The organism is Alteribacillus sp. JSM 102045 (assembly GCF_041949975.1).
Lineage (GTDB): Bacteria > Bacillota > Bacilli > Bacillales > Marinococcaceae > Alteribacillus.
In genome coordinates this window covers 97,146-114,860 of the sequence record NZ_JBHFQG010000004.1, presented here as the reverse complement: position 1 = coordinate 114,860, position 17,715 = coordinate 97,146, and the positions used below count along the sequence as shown (strand labels likewise).

17 protein-coding genes are annotated in these 17,715 nt (G+C 40.1%); 15 read left to right on the top strand and 2 right to left on the bottom strand.

The window, feature by feature from the left end; translation table 11 throughout:
- The first annotated feature begins 85 nt into the window (after positions 1-85).
- The 9 genes from pulA to ACE1TI_RS04330 all read left to right on the top strand — a co-directional run bounded on the left by pulA (position 86) and on the right by ACE1TI_RS04330 (position 10,923).
- The gene (pulA, locus tag ACE1TI_RS04370; protein ID WP_375006363.1) at positions 86-2,233 is read left to right on the top strand and encodes a type I pullulanase; all 2,148 of its coding nucleotides are present in this window, start codon (positions 86-88) and stop codon (positions 2,231-2,233) included.
- 391 nt (positions 2,234-2,624) lie between these two features.
- Entirely contained in the window at positions 2,625-3,449 is an 825-nt protein-coding gene (locus ACE1TI_RS04365) for a phosphotransferase family protein (protein ID WP_375006362.1), read from the top strand.
- 146 nt (positions 3,450-3,595) lie between these two features.
- Complete coding sequence (locus ACE1TI_RS04360; protein WP_375006361.1) at positions 3,596-4,540, top strand: aminoimidazole riboside kinase; 945 nt, start codon at positions 3,596-3,598, stop codon at positions 4,538-4,540.
- 21 nt (positions 4,541-4,561) lie between these two features.
- Positions 4,562-5,206 (top strand): tRNA (guanosine(46)-N7)-methyltransferase TrmB, encoded by a 645-nt coding sequence (gene trmB, locus ACE1TI_RS04355; RefSeq protein WP_375006360.1) that lies wholly within the window; start codon positions 4,562-4,564, stop codon positions 5,204-5,206.
- Positions 5,207-5,574: 368 nt separating this feature from the next.
- Positions 5,575-6,417, top strand: coding sequence for a YtnP family quorum-quenching lactonase (locus ACE1TI_RS04350; RefSeq protein WP_375006359.1), 843 nt, complete (start codon positions 5,575-5,577; stop codon positions 6,415-6,417).
- Between the two features lie 74 nt (positions 6,418-6,491).
- Entirely contained in the window at positions 6,492-6,746 is a 255-nt protein-coding gene (locus ACE1TI_RS04345) for a LuxR C-terminal-related transcriptional regulator (protein WP_375006358.1), read from the top strand.
- Between the two features lie 565 nt (positions 6,747-7,311).
- The gene (locus ACE1TI_RS04340; RefSeq protein ID WP_375006357.1) at positions 7,312-8,067 is read left to right on the top strand and encodes a DeoR/GlpR family DNA-binding transcription regulator; all 756 of its coding nucleotides are present in this window, start codon (positions 7,312-7,314) and stop codon (positions 8,065-8,067) included.
- Entirely contained in the window at positions 8,064-8,984 is a 921-nt protein-coding gene (pfkB, locus tag ACE1TI_RS04335) for a 1-phosphofructokinase (RefSeq protein WP_375006356.1), read from the top strand. The genes ACE1TI_RS04340 and pfkB overlap by 4 nt, the downstream gene beginning before the upstream one ends.
- 37 nt (positions 8,985-9,021) lie before the next feature.
- Positions 9,022-10,923 (top strand): PTS fructose transporter subunit IIABC, encoded by a 1,902-nt coding sequence (locus ACE1TI_RS04330; protein ID WP_375006355.1) that lies wholly within the window; start codon positions 9,022-9,024, stop codon positions 10,921-10,923.
- 550 nt (positions 10,924-11,473) lie between these two features.
- On the opposite strand, the gene ACE1TI_RS04325 is transcribed toward ACE1TI_RS04330, so the two are convergent.
- Entirely contained in the window at positions 11,474-11,779 is a 306-nt protein-coding gene (locus tag ACE1TI_RS04325) for a PepSY domain-containing protein (protein WP_375006354.1), read from the bottom strand.
- 144 nt (positions 11,780-11,923) lie between these two features.
- Between ACE1TI_RS04325 and ACE1TI_RS04320 the strand changes: the two genes are divergently transcribed.
- Positions 11,924-12,997, top strand: coding sequence for a M42 family metallopeptidase (locus tag ACE1TI_RS04320; protein ID WP_375006353.1), 1,074 nt, complete (start codon positions 11,924-11,926; stop codon positions 12,995-12,997).
- A gap of 21 nt (positions 12,998-13,018) precedes the next feature.
- On the top strand, positions 13,019-13,537 hold the full coding sequence (locus ACE1TI_RS04315; RefSeq protein WP_375006352.1) for a DUF84 family protein: 519 nt from the start codon (positions 13,019-13,021) through the stop codon (positions 13,535-13,537).
- Positions 13,538-13,634: 97 nt separating this feature from the next.
- On the opposite strand, the gene ACE1TI_RS04310 is transcribed toward ACE1TI_RS04315, so the two are convergent.
- Positions 13,635-14,081, bottom strand: coding sequence for a YtoQ family protein (locus tag ACE1TI_RS04310; RefSeq protein ID WP_375006351.1), 447 nt, complete (start codon positions 14,079-14,081; stop codon positions 13,635-13,637).
- Positions 14,082-14,213: 132 nt separating this feature from the next.
- On the opposite strand from ACE1TI_RS04310, the gene ACE1TI_RS04305 reads away from it, so the two are divergent.
- From ACE1TI_RS04305 to ytpR, 4 genes are all read left to right on the top strand, one after another.
- Entirely contained in the window at positions 14,214-15,224 is a 1,011-nt protein-coding gene (locus ACE1TI_RS04305; protein ID WP_375006350.1) for a PTS sugar transporter subunit IIC, read from the top strand.
- A gap of 13 nt (positions 15,225-15,237) precedes the next feature.
- Positions 15,238-15,567 (top strand): thioredoxin family protein, encoded by a 330-nt coding sequence (locus ACE1TI_RS04300; protein ID WP_375006349.1) that lies wholly within the window; start codon positions 15,238-15,240, stop codon positions 15,565-15,567.
- Between the two features lie 613 nt (positions 15,568-16,180).
- Entirely contained in the window at positions 16,181-16,978 is a 798-nt protein-coding gene (locus ACE1TI_RS04295) for a DUF1444 family protein (RefSeq protein ID WP_375006348.1), read from the top strand.
- 78 nt (positions 16,979-17,056) lie between these two features.
- Positions 17,057-17,674 (top strand): YtpR family tRNA-binding protein, encoded by a 618-nt coding sequence (ytpR, locus tag ACE1TI_RS04290; protein ID WP_375006347.1) that lies wholly within the window; start codon positions 17,057-17,059, stop codon positions 17,672-17,674.
- Positions 17,675-17,715: the final 41 nt, after the last annotated feature.

Below are 17,715 nucleotides of genomic sequence, written 5' to 3'. Positions count from 1 at the left end.
ACTAGAGGATAACGAAATTACTATATCACTCCTTCATGAGAAAAAAAAGATATTAATGCATAATATTTTAAATTGGAGGCGGCAGATGGAACCTAAATTAGTAAATGATCCCTTGATAGCATGGATGGAAGATTTATATACAGCAAAAGTAAAAGGACCTCTCACTCCTCCATTGAATAACTGGAAAATTGTAAGAGTTGAAAATGGTAAAGAAACAGATCTTCAAGGAGTTCCTGCTTTTACTGATGGATTATTAACTTTTCGAGTACAACATCCATTTGTGGCTGGGAAGCGATATGAAGTGAAAGGTCCAAACAAGCAGCGCGCTCATTTATTATCAGGAAAGGCTGTTCGGACATCTCAATTTGACGAATTATATGCTTATGACGGAGACGATCTAGGAGCCGTTTCTACAAAGGCCGAAACTAATTTTGCAGTTTGGGCGCCAACTGCAGAAGAAGTTATGCTGATGATTTATGAACCAGACAAAACCCACGCGAAAAAATCTTATCCAATGAAACGTTCGGAAAGAGGAGTATGGCGGTTACAAATAACCGGTTCTCAGCATGGCCTTCGTTATACGTACAGGGCTTATGTTAACGGCTTTTGGCAGGAAACAGCAGATCCATATGCTTTGTCTTCTACACTTAATGGGGAGCAGTCCGTGGTATTAGACTGGGAAAAGTTGAATGCTAAAGACGATGAGCAAGTCTATCCTCCTCCTATGGCTAGAAAAACAGATGCAATTATCTATGAAGCGCATGTGCGGGATTTTACTGCTCATTTATACAGCGGTGTAAAAAATAAAGGCAAATATTTAGGATGGGTAGAGACAAATGGAAAAACCTATGAAGGTTATTCGACAACAATCGCCTATTTAAAAGAACTGGGAGTTACTCACATCCAGCTCCTGCCTATCCAGGATTTTGGCAGTGTGGATGAAACAAAGGATGCACCTTCCTACAACTGGGGGTATGACCCTGTCCACCATTTTGTCCCTGAAGGAAGCTATGTGAATGATAAATATAACCCAGAGGCAAGGATACTAGAATTTCAAAGCTTAATACAAACGCTGCACCGTGAAGGCTTCAGGGTTATTATGGATGTTGTTTTTAATCATTTTTATATTAGAGAAAACTCTTCATTAGAAAAGCTTGTACCAGGTTATTACTTTCGCTATGGAGAAAATGATCTACCTTCTGACGGCACTGGAGTAGGAAACGACACCGCTTCAGAAAGAAAAATGATGCGTAAATATATCATAGATTGTTTGAAGCATTGGATTCACTATTACAAAATAGATGGTTTCCGTTTTGATTTAATGGGAATTCACGATATTCATACAATAAAAAAAGCAGCTTCTATCCTTTTTCAAATGAATCCATCCCTTTTACTATATGGAGAAGGCTGGAACATGGCGACACCGCTTCAGGAGGACCAGAAAGCTACAATAGAACAGGCTCATCAATTAGGTAGTAATATAGGTTTTTTTAATGATCAATTTAGAGATGCGGTAAAAGGGCAGCCTTATAAACATAATGGTTTTATTCAAGGACACCAATATATAATTGACCTCGCCTATTACATGAGAGGATCAGTAGAGTGGCCTGGCAAACAAAAAGAGGGGATGTTTCTTGAAGCGTCCCAATCTATCAATTATGTAGAATGTCATGATAACTATACACTTTGGGACCAGTTATCTGTCGATACGGAATGCACAGAGCAAGAGCGTATGAAGATGCACAGATTGGCGACTGTTATGGTTTTTACGGCACAGGGCATCCCGTTTTTACATGCAGGCCAGGAATTTTTCAGAACAAAATTTGGAGTAGAAAACAGCTATAACGCTCCTGTATGGATTAATCAAATAGATTGGGAGAGAAGACAGCTGTTTCACTCCAATGTTCAATATGTGAAAGGGTTAATACAAATTCGAAAAAGGTTTGGAGCATTGCGCCTTCAGACACCAGACGAAATAAATGAACATTTTGAACATATCCCTACGCCGCAAGGTATATTAGCTTTTAAACTTCGTAAACAGAAAGAAGAGGAGGCAAATGATCTGTACGTTATGTTAAATGCATCAAGACAAGCCCAGGAAGTTCATTTGCCGGATGATGGAAGCTTTCAACTCATCGTTGACGATGAAAGAGCTTCTTTGATACCATTAAAAGCGATTCACTCTAATCGGATGAAGATCCGGCCAATTAGTGCCATGATTGTATATAAATAAAGCAGAGTCGCTTTTGTCAGGCTCTGCTTAGTTCTACGTTATAATATGCGCCAGCGCACCTGTTTTTTACACTGTTAGGAAAGTATAAAGTTTTATTGGTTAACAGTGTAAGTAAAACTACGGATTTCTTCAACGTACAGGATCTACTATTACCGCCATTGCCACAGCACGAAGCGATTTTATACTATCTAATGGACAATATTAATCGGAAGATAGTATAAGTGCAACTAAGCCTTTGCCATCACCTATCAGGCAAGTCCATCAGCGAGTTTTCTTTAGGCGGTGTCCTTTAAAAGGTGAGAAGCCGGGTTTTTCTAATAACAGATCAAAACCGCAATCTATATACATCCGGGAAAACTGTTGCGGCAATATATCGGAAAAGGATTACGTCATGAACTATTTTGAACATTTTACAAAAACGAGGGTGAAACTATTGGAATTGCTATTAGGGGAAGATTGGAAGGTTGAACCAGCTGGAGGATCAACTGGAGAAGCTTACATTGCTCAAACGGGTGAACAAAAGCTGTTCTTAAAGCGCAATTCCTCTCCTTTTCTTGCAGTACTGTCCGCAGAAGGGATTGTTCCTAAGCTTTTATGGACAAAGCGTTTGGAAAATGGTGATGTAATCACAGCTCAGAGGTGGGTACACGGGCGCGAGCTAGGTTCTAAAGATATGGACCGTTCCGATGTTGCCAGGTTATTAAGTAAAATTCACTCTTCTAGTGAACTGCTTGATATGTTTAAAAGGATAGGGAACGAGCTGCTTACTCCCACTACCATTACTGAAGATTTACAAAATCAATTAACAGCATCAGGTTCGACGCATTCATTATTACAAGATGCAGTAGACTATTTGTCCCTGCACCGTCATGAAGTAACTCCACCTCGTATGGTTGTCTGTCATTGTGATATTAACCATAATAATTGGATGATTAACTCCAACAATGAATTATATTTAATTGATTGGGATGGAGCAACGGTTGCTGATCCAGCTTTTGATCTCGGCCTATTGCTGTATGAATACATTCCTAGAGAGCATTGGGAAAACTGGCTTTATCATTACGGCTTGCCGTTAACTTCTAATTTAGAGAAAAGAATGCATTGGTATGTAGTATCTCATTCTTTACACAATGTGCTTTATTTCATGAGAAAAGGAGAGCACGGCCAGGTCGAAACATGGATAAATCAGTTGAAACGTTTATTGGATCAAATATAATTGTACGAAAAGATATTTCCCGGGTAATATAATTTTTTCAGGAATCCAGATATATCTTGCAGAAAATAGTCATTTATTCGTTTCCGTTTAAAGCTCGGTTTGAAAGCCGAGCTTAAATAATATAGTAAAAATGAGGGATAAACGAAATGAAAAATGGTGTTATTAGTTTGGGTGAAGCGTTAATTGATTTTATTCCAATGGATGAAACGAATATTTTATATCAAAAGAGTCCAGGTGGTGCCCCGGCAAATGTAGCTGTGGGTTTGTCACGTCTTGGGATAAATACATATTTTTTAGGGAAATTAGGAGAAGATGTGCTGGGAAGGTTCTTGATTGATACACTGCAAAGCTATGGAGTGAACACAGAGAATCTCTTTTTAACCGAAGAAGTTCGTACAGGAGCTGTTTTTGTAACGCTCGACAAAAGCGGAGAAAGAAGCTTTGACTTTTATATTAATCCCAGCGCAGATCAGTTTCTTCATCCCGATGAAATTGATGAGCGTCTATTTGAACAAGCCAAAGTACTTCATTTTGGTTCGATTACCCTTAATAATGAACCAGCACGTTCTGCTACATTAAAGGCAATTGAATTAGCAAAGAAAAACGACCTGCACATTACTTTTGATCCCAATGTCCGTCTTCCATTGTGGCCTGATGAAAAACAAGCCCGTGAAGCTATTTTAAACACGATCAGTCATGCAGATTTGGTGAAAATCTCGGAAGATGAACTAGAGTTTTTGACAGGTGAAACAGAGGAAGAAAAAGGGACAGCTAAGCTTGAGAAATATCAAATTCCTATTCTGGTTATTACGAAAGGCGAACACGGCAGCACCATTATAACAAAAAAAGGACGGGTTGATGCTGAAGCTGAAAGAATGAAGGCTGTGGATACAACGGGAGCTGGAGATGCATATTTATCTGGACTTCTATATCACGTACATGAATTTGATGCTTCAATCGAAGACATGAGCCTGCAGCAATGGAAACAGGCAGCATCATTTGCGAGCTTATCCGGAGGGCTGGCAGCTTCTTCAAAGGGAGCGATGTCTTCCTTACCGACACTAGAGGAAATAGAAAAAAATAAACAGTAAAGACACATAGGGAGGGTAGATATGAGACTCCGTCACAAGCCTTGGGCGAAGGAATTTATTGAAGAACATCCAGAGTATGTCATTTCTTCTCCTTGTCAAAAAAATACATCCTGGAAGGAAATATTTAATAATAACAACCCCCTTTATGTAGAAGTAGGCACTGGTAAAGGAAAATTTCTAGATAATATGAGTGTGAAATACCCTGATATTAATTTTGTAGGTATTGAGAAATTTGAAAGTGTTTTGGTTACTGGAGTACAGCGTGTACTAGAAACCAAGCCTGCAAATTTGAAATTTATCCATGGTGATGTAAATGATTTATTGGAGTATTTTAATGTTGGAGAAATAGATAGACTTTTTATTAATTTTACAGATCCCTGGCCTAAAAAACGCCATGAAAAAAGACGTCTTACGTATAAATCATTTTTATCTTTATATGAGCAGGCATTACGTCCTCATGGTGAAATCCACATGAAAACAGATAATCAAGGGCTTTTTGAATATTCTTTGGAAAGTTTCTCTAAATATGGAATGAAATTAAAGAATATTTCACTGGATCTTCATAATAGTAATTACGATGATAACGTGATGACCGAATATGAAGAGAAATTTTCGAAAAAAGGTCAACGGATATTTAGACTTGAAGCATACCTTTCAACAAAATAATTAATGGAGACGTCCCTATTAAATTATTGTGAGGGGACGGTTTCTTATTGTTTAGGAAATTATGTTTTTACAAGTTGTGGATTATCCGCGTCTAGCTTCAGCGCCCAGCCTCTCGGGGGTAAATAATCTCCAGTCATGAAAGGCAAAGAGCGCCTTTTGTGACTGGAGAACATTTACCTGTCGAGGCTGAACAGGGCGCTTCGCTTTTGTTCTTGAGCTTCAGGGAACAGTCTTCATTGGCTGACTGCGCTGTAGGAAAAATGCTATATTGCTCATACCTACTCCATTCCTCACCAAGTTTTTGTAAGGCATAAAGGAAAAGATATGCTACAATGAAACTGCGAAAACGGATTCATAGGAGGAATAAAATGGAGCAGTTAAAAATCGGTGATTACACATTAACATGGCTCCGAGGCGGGGTGACACACCTTGATGGCGGAGCGATGTTTGGAGTTGTACCAAAAGCATTGTGGAGTAAAAAGTATCCAGTAAACGATAAAAATCAGATTGAACTGCGCAGTGATCCAATTCTTATTCAAGGAAACGGCAAAACTATGTTAATTGAAGCGGGACTTGGCAATAACCGTTTCTCCGATAAGCAAAAGCGTAATTATGGAATAACAGAAGAATCTTTTGTAGAAGAGGATCTTCAAAAGCTTGGTTTAACGACAGCGGACATTGACGCAGTGTTGATGACTCATATGCATTTCGATCATGCAGCAGGGCTGGTGAAATGGGAAAACGAGCAGGAAGTGCCTGCATATGAAAACGCGGTTATATATATATCTGAAACGGAATGGGAAGAAACAAAGCATCCTAACATTAGGTCCCGTAATACATATTGGGAGCAGAACTGGAAACCGGTAGAGCATAAGGTAAAGGCGTATGCTAAAGAACTTGAACCCGCTCCCGGCATCAAGCTGACATCAGTCGGTGGGCATAGTGCAGGTTTAAGTATAGTAACGATTGAAGAAGGCGATGACATGGTCATTCATATGGCAGACAATATGGGAACCCATGCTCATCAAAACGTTCTTTGGGTGATGGCTTTTGATGATTATCCAATGGATTCGATCGCAGCTAAACAAAAATATATGGATATTGGTTACAATAATGAAGCCTGGTTTACGTTTTATCATGATTATAAATATCGCGCTATTCAGTATGATGGGCAAGGCGAGAAAATAAAAACTGTGGAGAAACAAGGCTGATTGGATTCTCGGTCTAGAGTCAGAGATATAGGTCAAAAAATATACCTTTTATGCAGTATAAGTAAATCATTCCCGTGCCGGAAGAGAAAAGGCACGGGTTTTTATATGCTTATATCAGGGAGGGACATGAACAACGGGAAAAAGAAAATTTTCTCCACCGATTAACGAAGCGGGAAATAGAGGTATTACGAAAAATTACCGAAGAATGTTCTAATAAAGAAATTTCTTCCGCTCTGGTTATTACGGAAAAAACGGTGGTAGCCGGTATTTGTAGAAAGTGTAAAAGGCCGAACACAGGACCTGTATACGCCCTGAAACATCATACATGATTCGAGAAAAAACTGTCTGCGAGAGCAGACGTTTTTTTGTTGTTTAGGAAATTATGTTTTTACAAGTTGTGGATAACTATCTTCATATTGTTTGATCCGCGTCTAGCTTCAGCGCCCAGCCTCTCGGAGGCCCAAGACGGTTTAAGGAACTTTTGCTAGAATCGCGAACATCGTGTTCGCAACGCAAAAGTCAGCACATCCTGTGCAAGCCAGTTCGACGTTGTCACAGGACGTGACGATCCTTTAGGATCCTTCTGCTAAAGACGCACACGTCGACGCACAGGACGTGCTAATATCGCCAATGCCACAGGGCGACGAAAGTGCAACGCAGAAGTCACCACATCCTTGTGGAAGTAAGAGCGTCTTTCATGACTGAAGAACATTTATCTGTCGAGGCTGATCAAGGCGCTTGCGCTTTTTGTTCCTAGAAGTTGATTGTTTTCAATCATTTATGTTAGAAATAATGACTAATTATGATTGATTTTGATTGCAAACGATTATATACTGGAGATAGATTAGAAGAAAGTAAGCGTTTTCCATAACAAAGAAGGAGGTATTATAATCCTTGCTTCATATTGAAAGAAAAGAAGCTATCATATCTGTTCTTGAAAAGCAGGAAGTAGCTACGGTGCAAGAACTGGTAAAAGCAACGGGAGCATCTGAATCGACTATTCGAAGAGATCTGACGGATTTAGAATCGCAAAATTATATTAAACGATTACACGGCGGAGCCTCTCTTTCAAGAAGAAAGACAGAAGAGCCAAGCATGGCAGAAAAAAAGAGTGTAAATCAAGCCGAAAAAAAGAGAATGGCAGAAGCAGCAGCATCTCTTATAAAAAATAAAGATTGTTTGTTCCTTGATGCCGGTACCACGACCATAGAGCTGATACCTTTTTTAGCAGACAAAGAAGTGATAGTCGTTACAAATGGTATTCATCATGTTCCATTATTATTAGAACAAGGCATTGAGACGTATGTGACCGGTGGAAAAGCAAAACCTAATACAGCTGCTTTAACTGGCGGCAGAGCTGTAGAATCGATGAAAGAGTTTCGTTTTGATGCATGCTTTCTTGGGATGAACGGTATTGACGCTAAACAAGGCTATACAACTCCTGATCCTGATGAAGCATCGGTGAAGAAGACTGCTATAACACTTGCGTCCCGCGCTTATGTGCTTGCTGATCATTCGAAAATAGGAGAAGTTTCCTTTGGAAGTGTTGCCTCACTAGCGAAGGCTTTTATTATTACTTCTGATAAAACAGAAGCTGATCAACTGCAAGCGTTACAACAAGAAACAGAAGTAAAGGTTGTGGATGTATGATTTATACACTGACATTGAATCCTGCTCTCGACTACGTGGTGGAGGTTGACGGTTTTACAGAAGGGAGCATTAATCGTACAAAAAAAGAGCTGAAATATCCTGGCGGAAAAGGGATTAATGTGTCCCGAGTGCTAAATAGGCTCGGAGTTTCAAGTCGTGCATTAGGATTTACAGGCGGTTTTACAGGTGATTATATTGAGAATATGCTCAAGCAGGAAGATATTACGACTGATTTTATGAGGGTTAATGGAGATACCCGTATTAACATAAAAATTAGAGGCGGAAAAGAAACAGAAGTAAATGGGATTTCTCCTGCTATATCTGACGAGGATATAAGTTCCTTAGAAAGCAAGTTAACACGGCTTAATAAGGAAGACCAGCTTGTGATTGCAGGAAGTCTGCCATCGACGCTTTCACCTGATACGTATAAGAGGCTTATGATCGGACTAAAAGAAAAGGGTGTTCGGATTTATCTCGATACAAGCGGAGAAGCTTTGAAAGAAGCATTACATGCAAGCCCGTATTTTGTAAAACCAAATCATTTAGAACTGGCAGAACTGTATGGCGTTTCTATTTCAAGCGTAGAAGAAGCGGTTCATTACGGGAAACAGCTGCTGGCTGATTATAATATTTCTCATGCTGTTATATCTATGGCGGGCGAAGGTGCTGTTTATTTATATGGGGAAGAAGCATTCCAAGCAAAACCTCCTGTACGGCCAGCTGTAAACTCTGTAGGTGCTGGAGATTCTTTAGTAGCTGGCTTTATTGCGAAACATTTGGAATCAAACCATCCAAGTGAAGTTTTATCGTATGCTGTATCGGCTGGCAGTGCGACTGCTTTTTCAGAAACATTTTGTACAAAAGAAGAAGTAGAAGAAATTTATAAACAAATTAAAATCGCAGCTTTGGCTGAATAATAAGTGTTTTTCAGGATATTTAAAAGAGGTGAATACAATGAAGATTACCGAGCTGTTAAAAACAGACACGATGGTATTAAATCTTGAGTCTAATACAAAAGACGGGGTCATTAATGAGCTTGTCAACAAATTAGATAACGCAGGCAGGCTGAACGATAAAGCTGATTTTAAAGAAGCTATTCTTACACGTGAAGCGCAGAGTTCTACAGGAATCGGTGAAGGGGTGGCAATCCCTCACGCTAAAACGGCAGCAGTAAAAACACCTGCTATAGCATTTGGACGCTCAAAAAATGGAGCAGAATATGAATCGCTTGACGGACAGCCTGCACATCTAGTGTTTATGATTGCTGCTAGTGAAGGGGCAAATGAAGATCATTTGCAGACACTATCCAGACTTTCCACGCTGTTAATGGACGAATCTTTCCGCAGTGAGCTGCTTCAGGCAGACACGGAAGAAGAAATTATTACAATGATTGATAAAAAAGAAAAAGAGAAATTAGGAGAAGAAGAATCAGCAGAAAGTACAGAAAAGTACAAAGATACAAGTAATACACCTCAAATCCTTGCTGTGACAGGCTGCCCGACTGGTATTGCTCACACTTACATGGCGGCTGATTCGTTAAAAGACAAGGCTAAAGAAATGGGGCTGTCTATAAAAGTTGAAACCAACGGATCCGACGGCGTGAAAAACCGCCTTTCGGCAGAAGAAATTGAAAAAGCCGACGCTATTATTGTTGCATCAGACACAAAAGTAGAAATGAACCGTTTTGACGGAAGGCCCGTGCTGGTAAAAGGTGTGACAGACGGTATTCGCCGTCCAGAAGAATTGTTAACACAGGCGAAAAACGGAGAAGCTCCTATTTACAAAGCTTCTGGCGGAGGCCAGGAGGAAGGGTCTGGTGACAGCAACGGACGAAAAGGTTTTTATAAGCACTTAATGAATGGTGTTTCCAACATGCTGCCGTTTGTTGTCGGCGGTGGTGTATTAATCGCAATCTCTTTCTTTTTCGGTATCAATGCAGCTGATCCAGAGGATCCAAGCTATCATCCGTTTGCTGAAGCCTTAAGTGTCATTGGTGCGGATCACGCCTTTGGACTAATGGTAGCGGTCCTTGCTGGTTTTATCGCAATGAGCATTGCTGACCGTCCAGGTTTTGCTCCTGGTATGATTGGCGGTTTAATGGCTGCTACTGGAGAAGCTGGGTTTCTTGGCGGTTTAATAGCAGGTTTTCTTGCTGGTTATGTAGTGATTTTCCTTAAAAAAGCACTAGCAGGCTTTCCAAAAGTATTAGATGGAATTAAAACGATTTTATTTTACCCTGTATTAAGCATATTCATTGTGGGGATGCTCATGCATTTTGTTGTTATCGAACCGATCAGTGTGTTTAACACATTTTTAGAAAATTGGCTGGATGGCATGGGAACTGGAAACATTGTCATTCTAGGACTTATCCTTGGCGGTATGATGGCTGTAGATATGGGCGGTCCTGTCAACAAAGCTGCGTTTACGTTCGGTATTGCTATGATTGATGCTGGAAATTATGCTCCGCATGCTGCGATTATGGCTGGAGGTATGGTGCCGCCTCTTGGTATCGCACTTGCTACGACACTGTTTAAAAAGAAATTTACAAAAGAGGAACGAGAAGCAGGATTCTCAAGTTATTTTCTTGGAGCATTTTTCATAACAGAAGGTGCCATTCCGTTTGCAGCGGCTGACCCGGGGCGTGTCATTCCTTCGATTATTGCTGGTTCCGCAACAGCGGGAGCGTTTGCGATGTTGTTTGGAAATGGCCTGCCGGCACCTCACGGGGGAATATTTGTCATCCCTGCTATTCAAGGAGGAAGTCCTTGGCTGTATGTTCTTGCGATTCTCATCGGAACTGTCGTCACAGCTCTGCTCGTAGGAACATTGAAAAAACCTGCAAGAGAATTAAAATAGATACTGGAAATGCCGGTCGTGATTTATTATTTTCACGACCAGCTGTTTTTCTGTGGGCGGTGTCACTGCATTTATTCAGAAAGGTTCAGCAGTGCTAAATATGAACCTTCCTCAAGTACAAATTTTTTATTATATTATATTTTACTTAAGGAGGGAGAACTGGGGTTTCGATTTCCAATTCTTTCTAGGTTACTGTTCGGCGCTTCTTCCTCTTGTTGTGGTTTTCGAAGTCCATTGTGATGCCCGGGCCTCTTATCTTCCAAAGTTTCGGGAGCTGAGAGCTCACTTTAATTGCCGTTGCAACTCTCTTTACGACTGCTATAGAATGCAAGCCCTTTGTTTGATGACCGTTGCCTCTTGTTTTAGGTAGTTTCGGGTGCCAAGAGCCCTCCTTGGTGACCGTTTCATGTTACTTACTAGTGTATTTGGCTTCAACATCTTTGTGTGAGGAAGGCCGCACGGGACTTCTAATCACACGAATATTGTAAAAAGGTGTTAATAAAAGGACTGTTCTCTTACTTACAAACAGCCCCCTTTTCTTTGCTTTTCATTATGAGGTAAGTTCTAAAATCGTACCTGTTTTTGCATCTACAATAAAATCCATTTGCTTTGTTTCGCCTTCTTTTGTGCTTGAAATGCCGCCCCGGTATACTTTGTATTCCAGGTCATCTTTTTTGTAATTTTCAGCTGTCATGTGAATCCAGGAACCGTTGACAGGAATATGATCCTGAATGTTTTCTTTAACTGTTTTCAGTGCTTTTTCCGGGGAGATTTGATCCCCGCCCGCATATTCCTTAAGTGCATAACCTGCTAAAAAGCCAATACCTGCTCCAATAAGGATATCTCTTACCTTCATACATATACCTGCCTTTCCTATTTACTTTCTCTCAAGTATAGCCTAAAATGAACAAATTTCCAAACGACAATCTTTAATATGGTAGAAATAAACAAGGGCTTTCGGTAAAATATATGTAATAGTTGAACGAGAAAGGAGACTTTTATGAATCAAGAAACCCAGGAAATGTTTAAGACGCTAACAGAGCTGCCAGGGGCACCTGGTTTTGAACATGAAGTAAGAAGATATTTAAAAGGTGAATTGGAAAAATACAGTGATCACATCATTCAAGATAATTTAGGCAGCGTTTTTGGGGTGAAGCACGGGGCCGCTGAAGGTCCGAGAGTGATGGTAGCCGGACATATGGATGAAGTAGGATTCATGGTTAAGTCTATAAATAAAAAAGGCCTTATCCGCTTTGAGACACTGGGAGGCTGGTGGAGCCAGGTACTGCTTGCGCAGCGCGTACAGGTTATGACGGAGAATGGTCCAGTAATAGGTGTCATTGGTTCAACGCCTCCTCATTTACTCGAAGAAGCTCAGCGAAAAAAACCTATGCCGCTTAAAAAGATGTACATAGATATTGGAGCGGATGATAAAAAAGATGCTGAAAATATAGGAATTAAACCAGGACAGCAAGTTGTTCCTATATGTCCGTTTACACCAATGGCAAATAAAAAGAAAATTTTAGCGAAATCTTGGGATAATCGATATGGCGTGGGACTTTCTATTGAACTTCTAAAGGAGCTGCATAAAAAAGAACATCCGAACATTTTGTATTCCGGTGCTACCGTTCAAGAAGAAGTCGGACTGAGAGGAGCAGCTACCTCTTCACATATGATAAAGCCGGATGTATTTTATGCGTTAGATGCCAGTCCGGCAAACGATGCTACCGGTGGTAATGATGCATTCGGCCATCTCGGAAAAGGAACATTACTTCGTATTTTCGATAGAACAATGGTGACCCACAGAGGAATGCGGGAATTTGTACTTGATACGGCAGAATCTCATGATATCCCTTATCAATTTTTTATTTCTAAGGGCGGTACGGATGCCGGAAGAGTTCACATGTCTAATGAAGGAGTACCGTCAGCAGTTATAGGAGTTTGTTCGAGATATATTCATACTTCTGCTTCTATTCTTCATATAGATGATTACGTGGCTGCTAAAGAGTTAATAGTAAAACTTGTACAAACAACCGATAAAAATACTATCGAACAAATTAGAAAAGGTGTCTAAAGAAAGAAGCGTCGATTATTTATGCAAAAAATCATAGTTATAGGTTCAGAAAACAAGGCGAAAATACAAGCTGCGGCGAGTGTTTTTCCATCTGACGCATATAAGATTAAAGGTTTTCGTGTAGATACAACCGTATCAGAACAGCCGTTTTCAGAGGAAGAAACAAAAAAAGGAGCAATCAGCCGAGCGAAAGCGGCTCTTGCAAAGGACGCGTTTTTTGGAGTAGGTTTAGAAGGCGGAGTAGAGCCTATGGATGACGGCTTATACCTTTGTAACTGGGGTGGCTTGGCCGACCAGGAAGGACGGGTATTTACTGCTGCCGGAGCTAAAATCCTTCTGCCGAAAGAAGTTGCAGACGGACTTTATAAAGGAGAAGAATTGAAAACAGTTATGGATGCTTACACCAATAGAAAAGGAGTCAGCCATAACGAAGGTGCTGTAGGTATCTTTTCTGATGGACTGGTTTCACGTGCGAAGATGTTTGCCCATATTGTCCGGTTATTGTATGGACAGTGGGAATTCTATCAAAAATTAAAATAATGGTGAGGATCTGGTGAGGGTACCAGATCCATTTTTTTTAATAGCCGAACGACCAGATGGATTCAGTGCCTAGAGGCTGCTGATATTTTAATCACATCTATTTGGTTTCAAATACGTAAGATAAAGCTTGTAATGCTTGTTCCTTCGTTTCCACTACTACTTGAGCTCTGTTTGCAATTTCTTTTACAGGGTGATGAAGCTCTTGCGGCCGAATAAGAATGAGCGGTTTTCCTAATGCAATAGCTGAACCTGCATCCATAGCAGTATTCCATTGTTTGTATTTTTCGCCAAATAAAGCAATAACGACATCAGCTTTTTGTAATAAAATCTGAGTTCGCAGATTATTTAAACTTGAGGCAGCTTCATCCTTTAACACATTATCCGGCTGCTGTCCGATCACTTCTTCGCCGATACTGTCCGAGCGGTCATGATTTTCCATTGGACCAGTAAAATTCAAAGGTAAATGCATTTCTTCGGCTTTTTGTCGAATTTCCTCACGCCAATCATCATGAATCTGTCCAGCTAAATAAACGTTTAATTCCATTACGGCTCCTCCTCGAGTTCAGTATGTTAAAATCTAATAATTAAATCATAATATTGTTGCTTTAGAAAATGCAAACAAGGTATGATGAAAATAAGTGAATACTAACACATGGGAGTACATAGGAGGAGAAACATGAAGCCCTTTTTTTTACGTAAAGGTGTAAACTTATCTGTAAAGACATATACTGTAACTTCGCTGAGTTATATGGCACTTGGGCTGTTTGCGTCACTTATTATTGGTTTAATTATTAAAACTGCAGGCGAGCAGATGAATTGGCCGTTTTTAATCGAAATGGGAGCTTTAGCAATGGGCCTGATGGGGCCTGCAATTGGGGCAGCAGTGGCATATGGTTTACAGGCTCCTCCGCTTATCCTTTTTTCAGCGGTAGTAAGCGGAGCAGCCGGATCTGAGCTTGGCGGCCCTGCAGGAGCTTTTCTCGCAGCTCTGCTATCTGTTGAAATAGGAAAGCTTGTGTCTAAAGAAACGAAAGTTGATATTATTGTTACTCCATTTGTAACAATAGCAGCAGGCTTTACTGTTGCATATTTTCTAGGTCCCGTAATTAATACAGGTTTAATTGGTTTTGGGGAACTGATTATGTGGGCAACTGAACAGCAGCCATTTATTATGGGGATCATAGTAGCTGTATTAATGGGACTTGCTTTAACTGCGCCAATATCAAGTGCAGCTATAGCCATTATGATAGGTCTTGAAGGCATTGCTGCTGGTGCAGCTGCGGTAGGCTGTTCAGCCCAAATGGTTGGTTTTGCTGTAAGCAGTTACAGAGAAAATGGGGCAGGGGGGCTTGTGGCACTAGGGATTGGGACTTCCATGCTCCAAGTACCTAATATCATTAAAAATCCGCTTATTTTAATACCGCCGACTGTTGCGGGTGCCGTATGTGCTCCGTTTTCAACAATGGTATTTTTATTAGAAAACAATGCAGCTGGCGCGGGAATGGGAACAAGCGGGTTCGTAGGACAAATTATGACTTTTTCGGTTATGGGATTCAGTTCTCATGTATTATCAGGAATTATTCTTTTACATATTATCGGGCCTGCAGTCGTTAGTCTCAGTTTGTCTGAGTGGATGAGAAAAAGAAATTGGATTACACTAGGAGATATGAAATTAGACCAGGGATAAGGAGGTCGCTAAAATGAGAGAAATAAAGGACCGGGCAGCATTTGAAGATGCTATTAATAACGACAGAGTAATTGTTATGTTTTCTGCTGATTGGTGTCCGGACTGCCGTGTGATTGAACCAGTGCTGCCTGAAATTATGAAAGAAAACGAAGATTTTGTTTTTTATCACGCTGACAGAGATCAATTAATTGATATTTGTCAGGAGTATGATGTTTTTGGCATTCCAAGCTTTATTGCTTTTCATAATGGGAAGGAAATTCACCGATTTGTCAGCAAAACAAGAAAAACTCCCGATGAGGTACAGCAGTTTATCAATGAAACAAAAGTTCATTTAGATCAATAAAAAACTCGCCTTGCTGGGCGAGTTTTTTTAAGCGTGTGCCCGGCGATTGTTTTAGAAGTTGGTACGGCAGCGAGAGTTTCTGCCGATGAAGTGGAGATAGACGTTTCATTGTTCGAAAAATCATCTTTTAACTGCTTGAGTGCTTTTCGAATGCTCTCTGTATTCGAAAGCTGTTCTTAATCAATTCTAACTGCTCCATTTTTTTGATCATAGATCGAATAGGGCGAAGAATAAAAAAGTGAACAAGAAGTCCTAAACTAACAGTAGAGATTATTATGTTCATGAAATTATTAAGCCAGACACCAAGCACTCCCAAATTTACAGGTGCGGACTCAATGGCAGATAAAATAATATTAGAAATGGTGCTGTTGAATAATAAGACGAGCACAATTGCTAAAAAACTCTCCTTTATAACTGTAAATAATTGATTCTAAAGATGTGGACAAAAAGTTTTTTATCGCACAACTTTAAACCTAAATGCACAAAACTTATGTCCTGTTAAATTGCTTTGAAGAAAATAAGGGCAGATCGTTTTTATGTCTATTCGTGGCATGTTAAACTATAAAAAGCTTAATTTGGACGTTTGAAAAAGTATGCTCAAGGAGGAAGATTCGTGGATATCACTGAATTCCGTAATAAATTAGAAAAACGACTGGCCGGAAAAAACCGCTCCTTTTCTTTTGACAAAGAAAAGAGTATGCTGCGCGTAGACCATACCGCTTTGAAAAAAGGAGTCGATTTGGATTTAAATAAACTGCTCGCAAAGCATGAGAAAAATAAAGAGCAGGCATTGGAGGATGCGGCCCACTATATCAATACTTCCTTTGAGGCAATGGAAAGAGAAGTCGTTATAAAAGGAAAAGAAAAATATATTTATCCTGTTCTTCGCTCTACCTCCTTTCCAACAGAAACGAAAGATGGAAAAGAGCTTTTATTTACAGACCACACAGCAGAAACCCGTATTTATTACGCGCTTGACATGGGAGAAGCTTATACCATGCTTGAAAAACAGACAGTAGAGCAAGAAGGGTATACAGCTGAGCAGATAAAAGAAACGGCACTTTTTAATATTCGTGCGGCAAAAACCTCTTATAAAACGGACGAAGTTGCCGGAAATATTTTTTACTTTGTCAATACAAATGATGGTTATGATGCGAGCCGTCTATTGAATGAAAATTTCGTAGTAGAGATGGACAAAAAAATGGAAGGTAAAACAGCTGTTGCTGTGCCGCACCAGGACGTACTGATATTTGCAGACATTCGGAATAAGCAGGGGTATGATGTGCTGGGACAGCTTTCATTCCGCTTTTTTTCCAATGGACGGGTACCCATTACCGCTCTTCCATTTTTATATGAAGATAAAAAATTAGAGCCAATATTTATTCTTGCACGCAAAAAACCTCAGAAATAAGAAAAGCAGTCACAGCAAAAATGAGGGTATGGTAAAATATGAAACGGAAATTGCAATAAGAAGGAGATAATGGGTACGATGAATGTATTTTATAACAAAACAGGAATCGGTGATACGCTTCTCGTTTCACTAAAAGAAATCGAAAAAGACAAACGGGAGGTGGAACGTAAAGGAGATATTGCCCGGCTGCATCACAAAGACAGCGGTGTTACGGCAGGTTATAACATATTTAATGTATCTGAGTACGGAACCATTCAACACTCGGGAATGCTGCCTATAACAGGAGCCCTTATTGATATTGTTCAAACGGCATTGAAAGTAAATGGCTTTGAAGAAACTATAGAACTTCCTGAAAAACCCTCATTTGTAGTCGGACTAGTAAAAGATAAGAAAAAGCATCCGGATGCAGATAAACTGAGCGTCTGCCAGGTGGATACAGGAGATGAGAGTCACCAAATTGTATGTGGAGCTCCAAATGTAGAAAAAGGGCAAAAGGTAGTGGTAGCTTTGCCGGGGGCGGTTATGCCTACGGGTATGAAAATAAAAAAATCAAAATTGCGTGGTGTTGTTTCCAACGGGATGATCTGTTCTGCAAAAGAAATCGTTTTACCGGAAGCACCAAAAGAAAAAGGTATACTTGTTTTAGATGAACAGTACGAAACGGGAAGAGATTTTCTGCTTCAATACCACCGCTGAACCAGCTGAGGCAAAGGTAGGAGATTCGAAAAACCACTGGC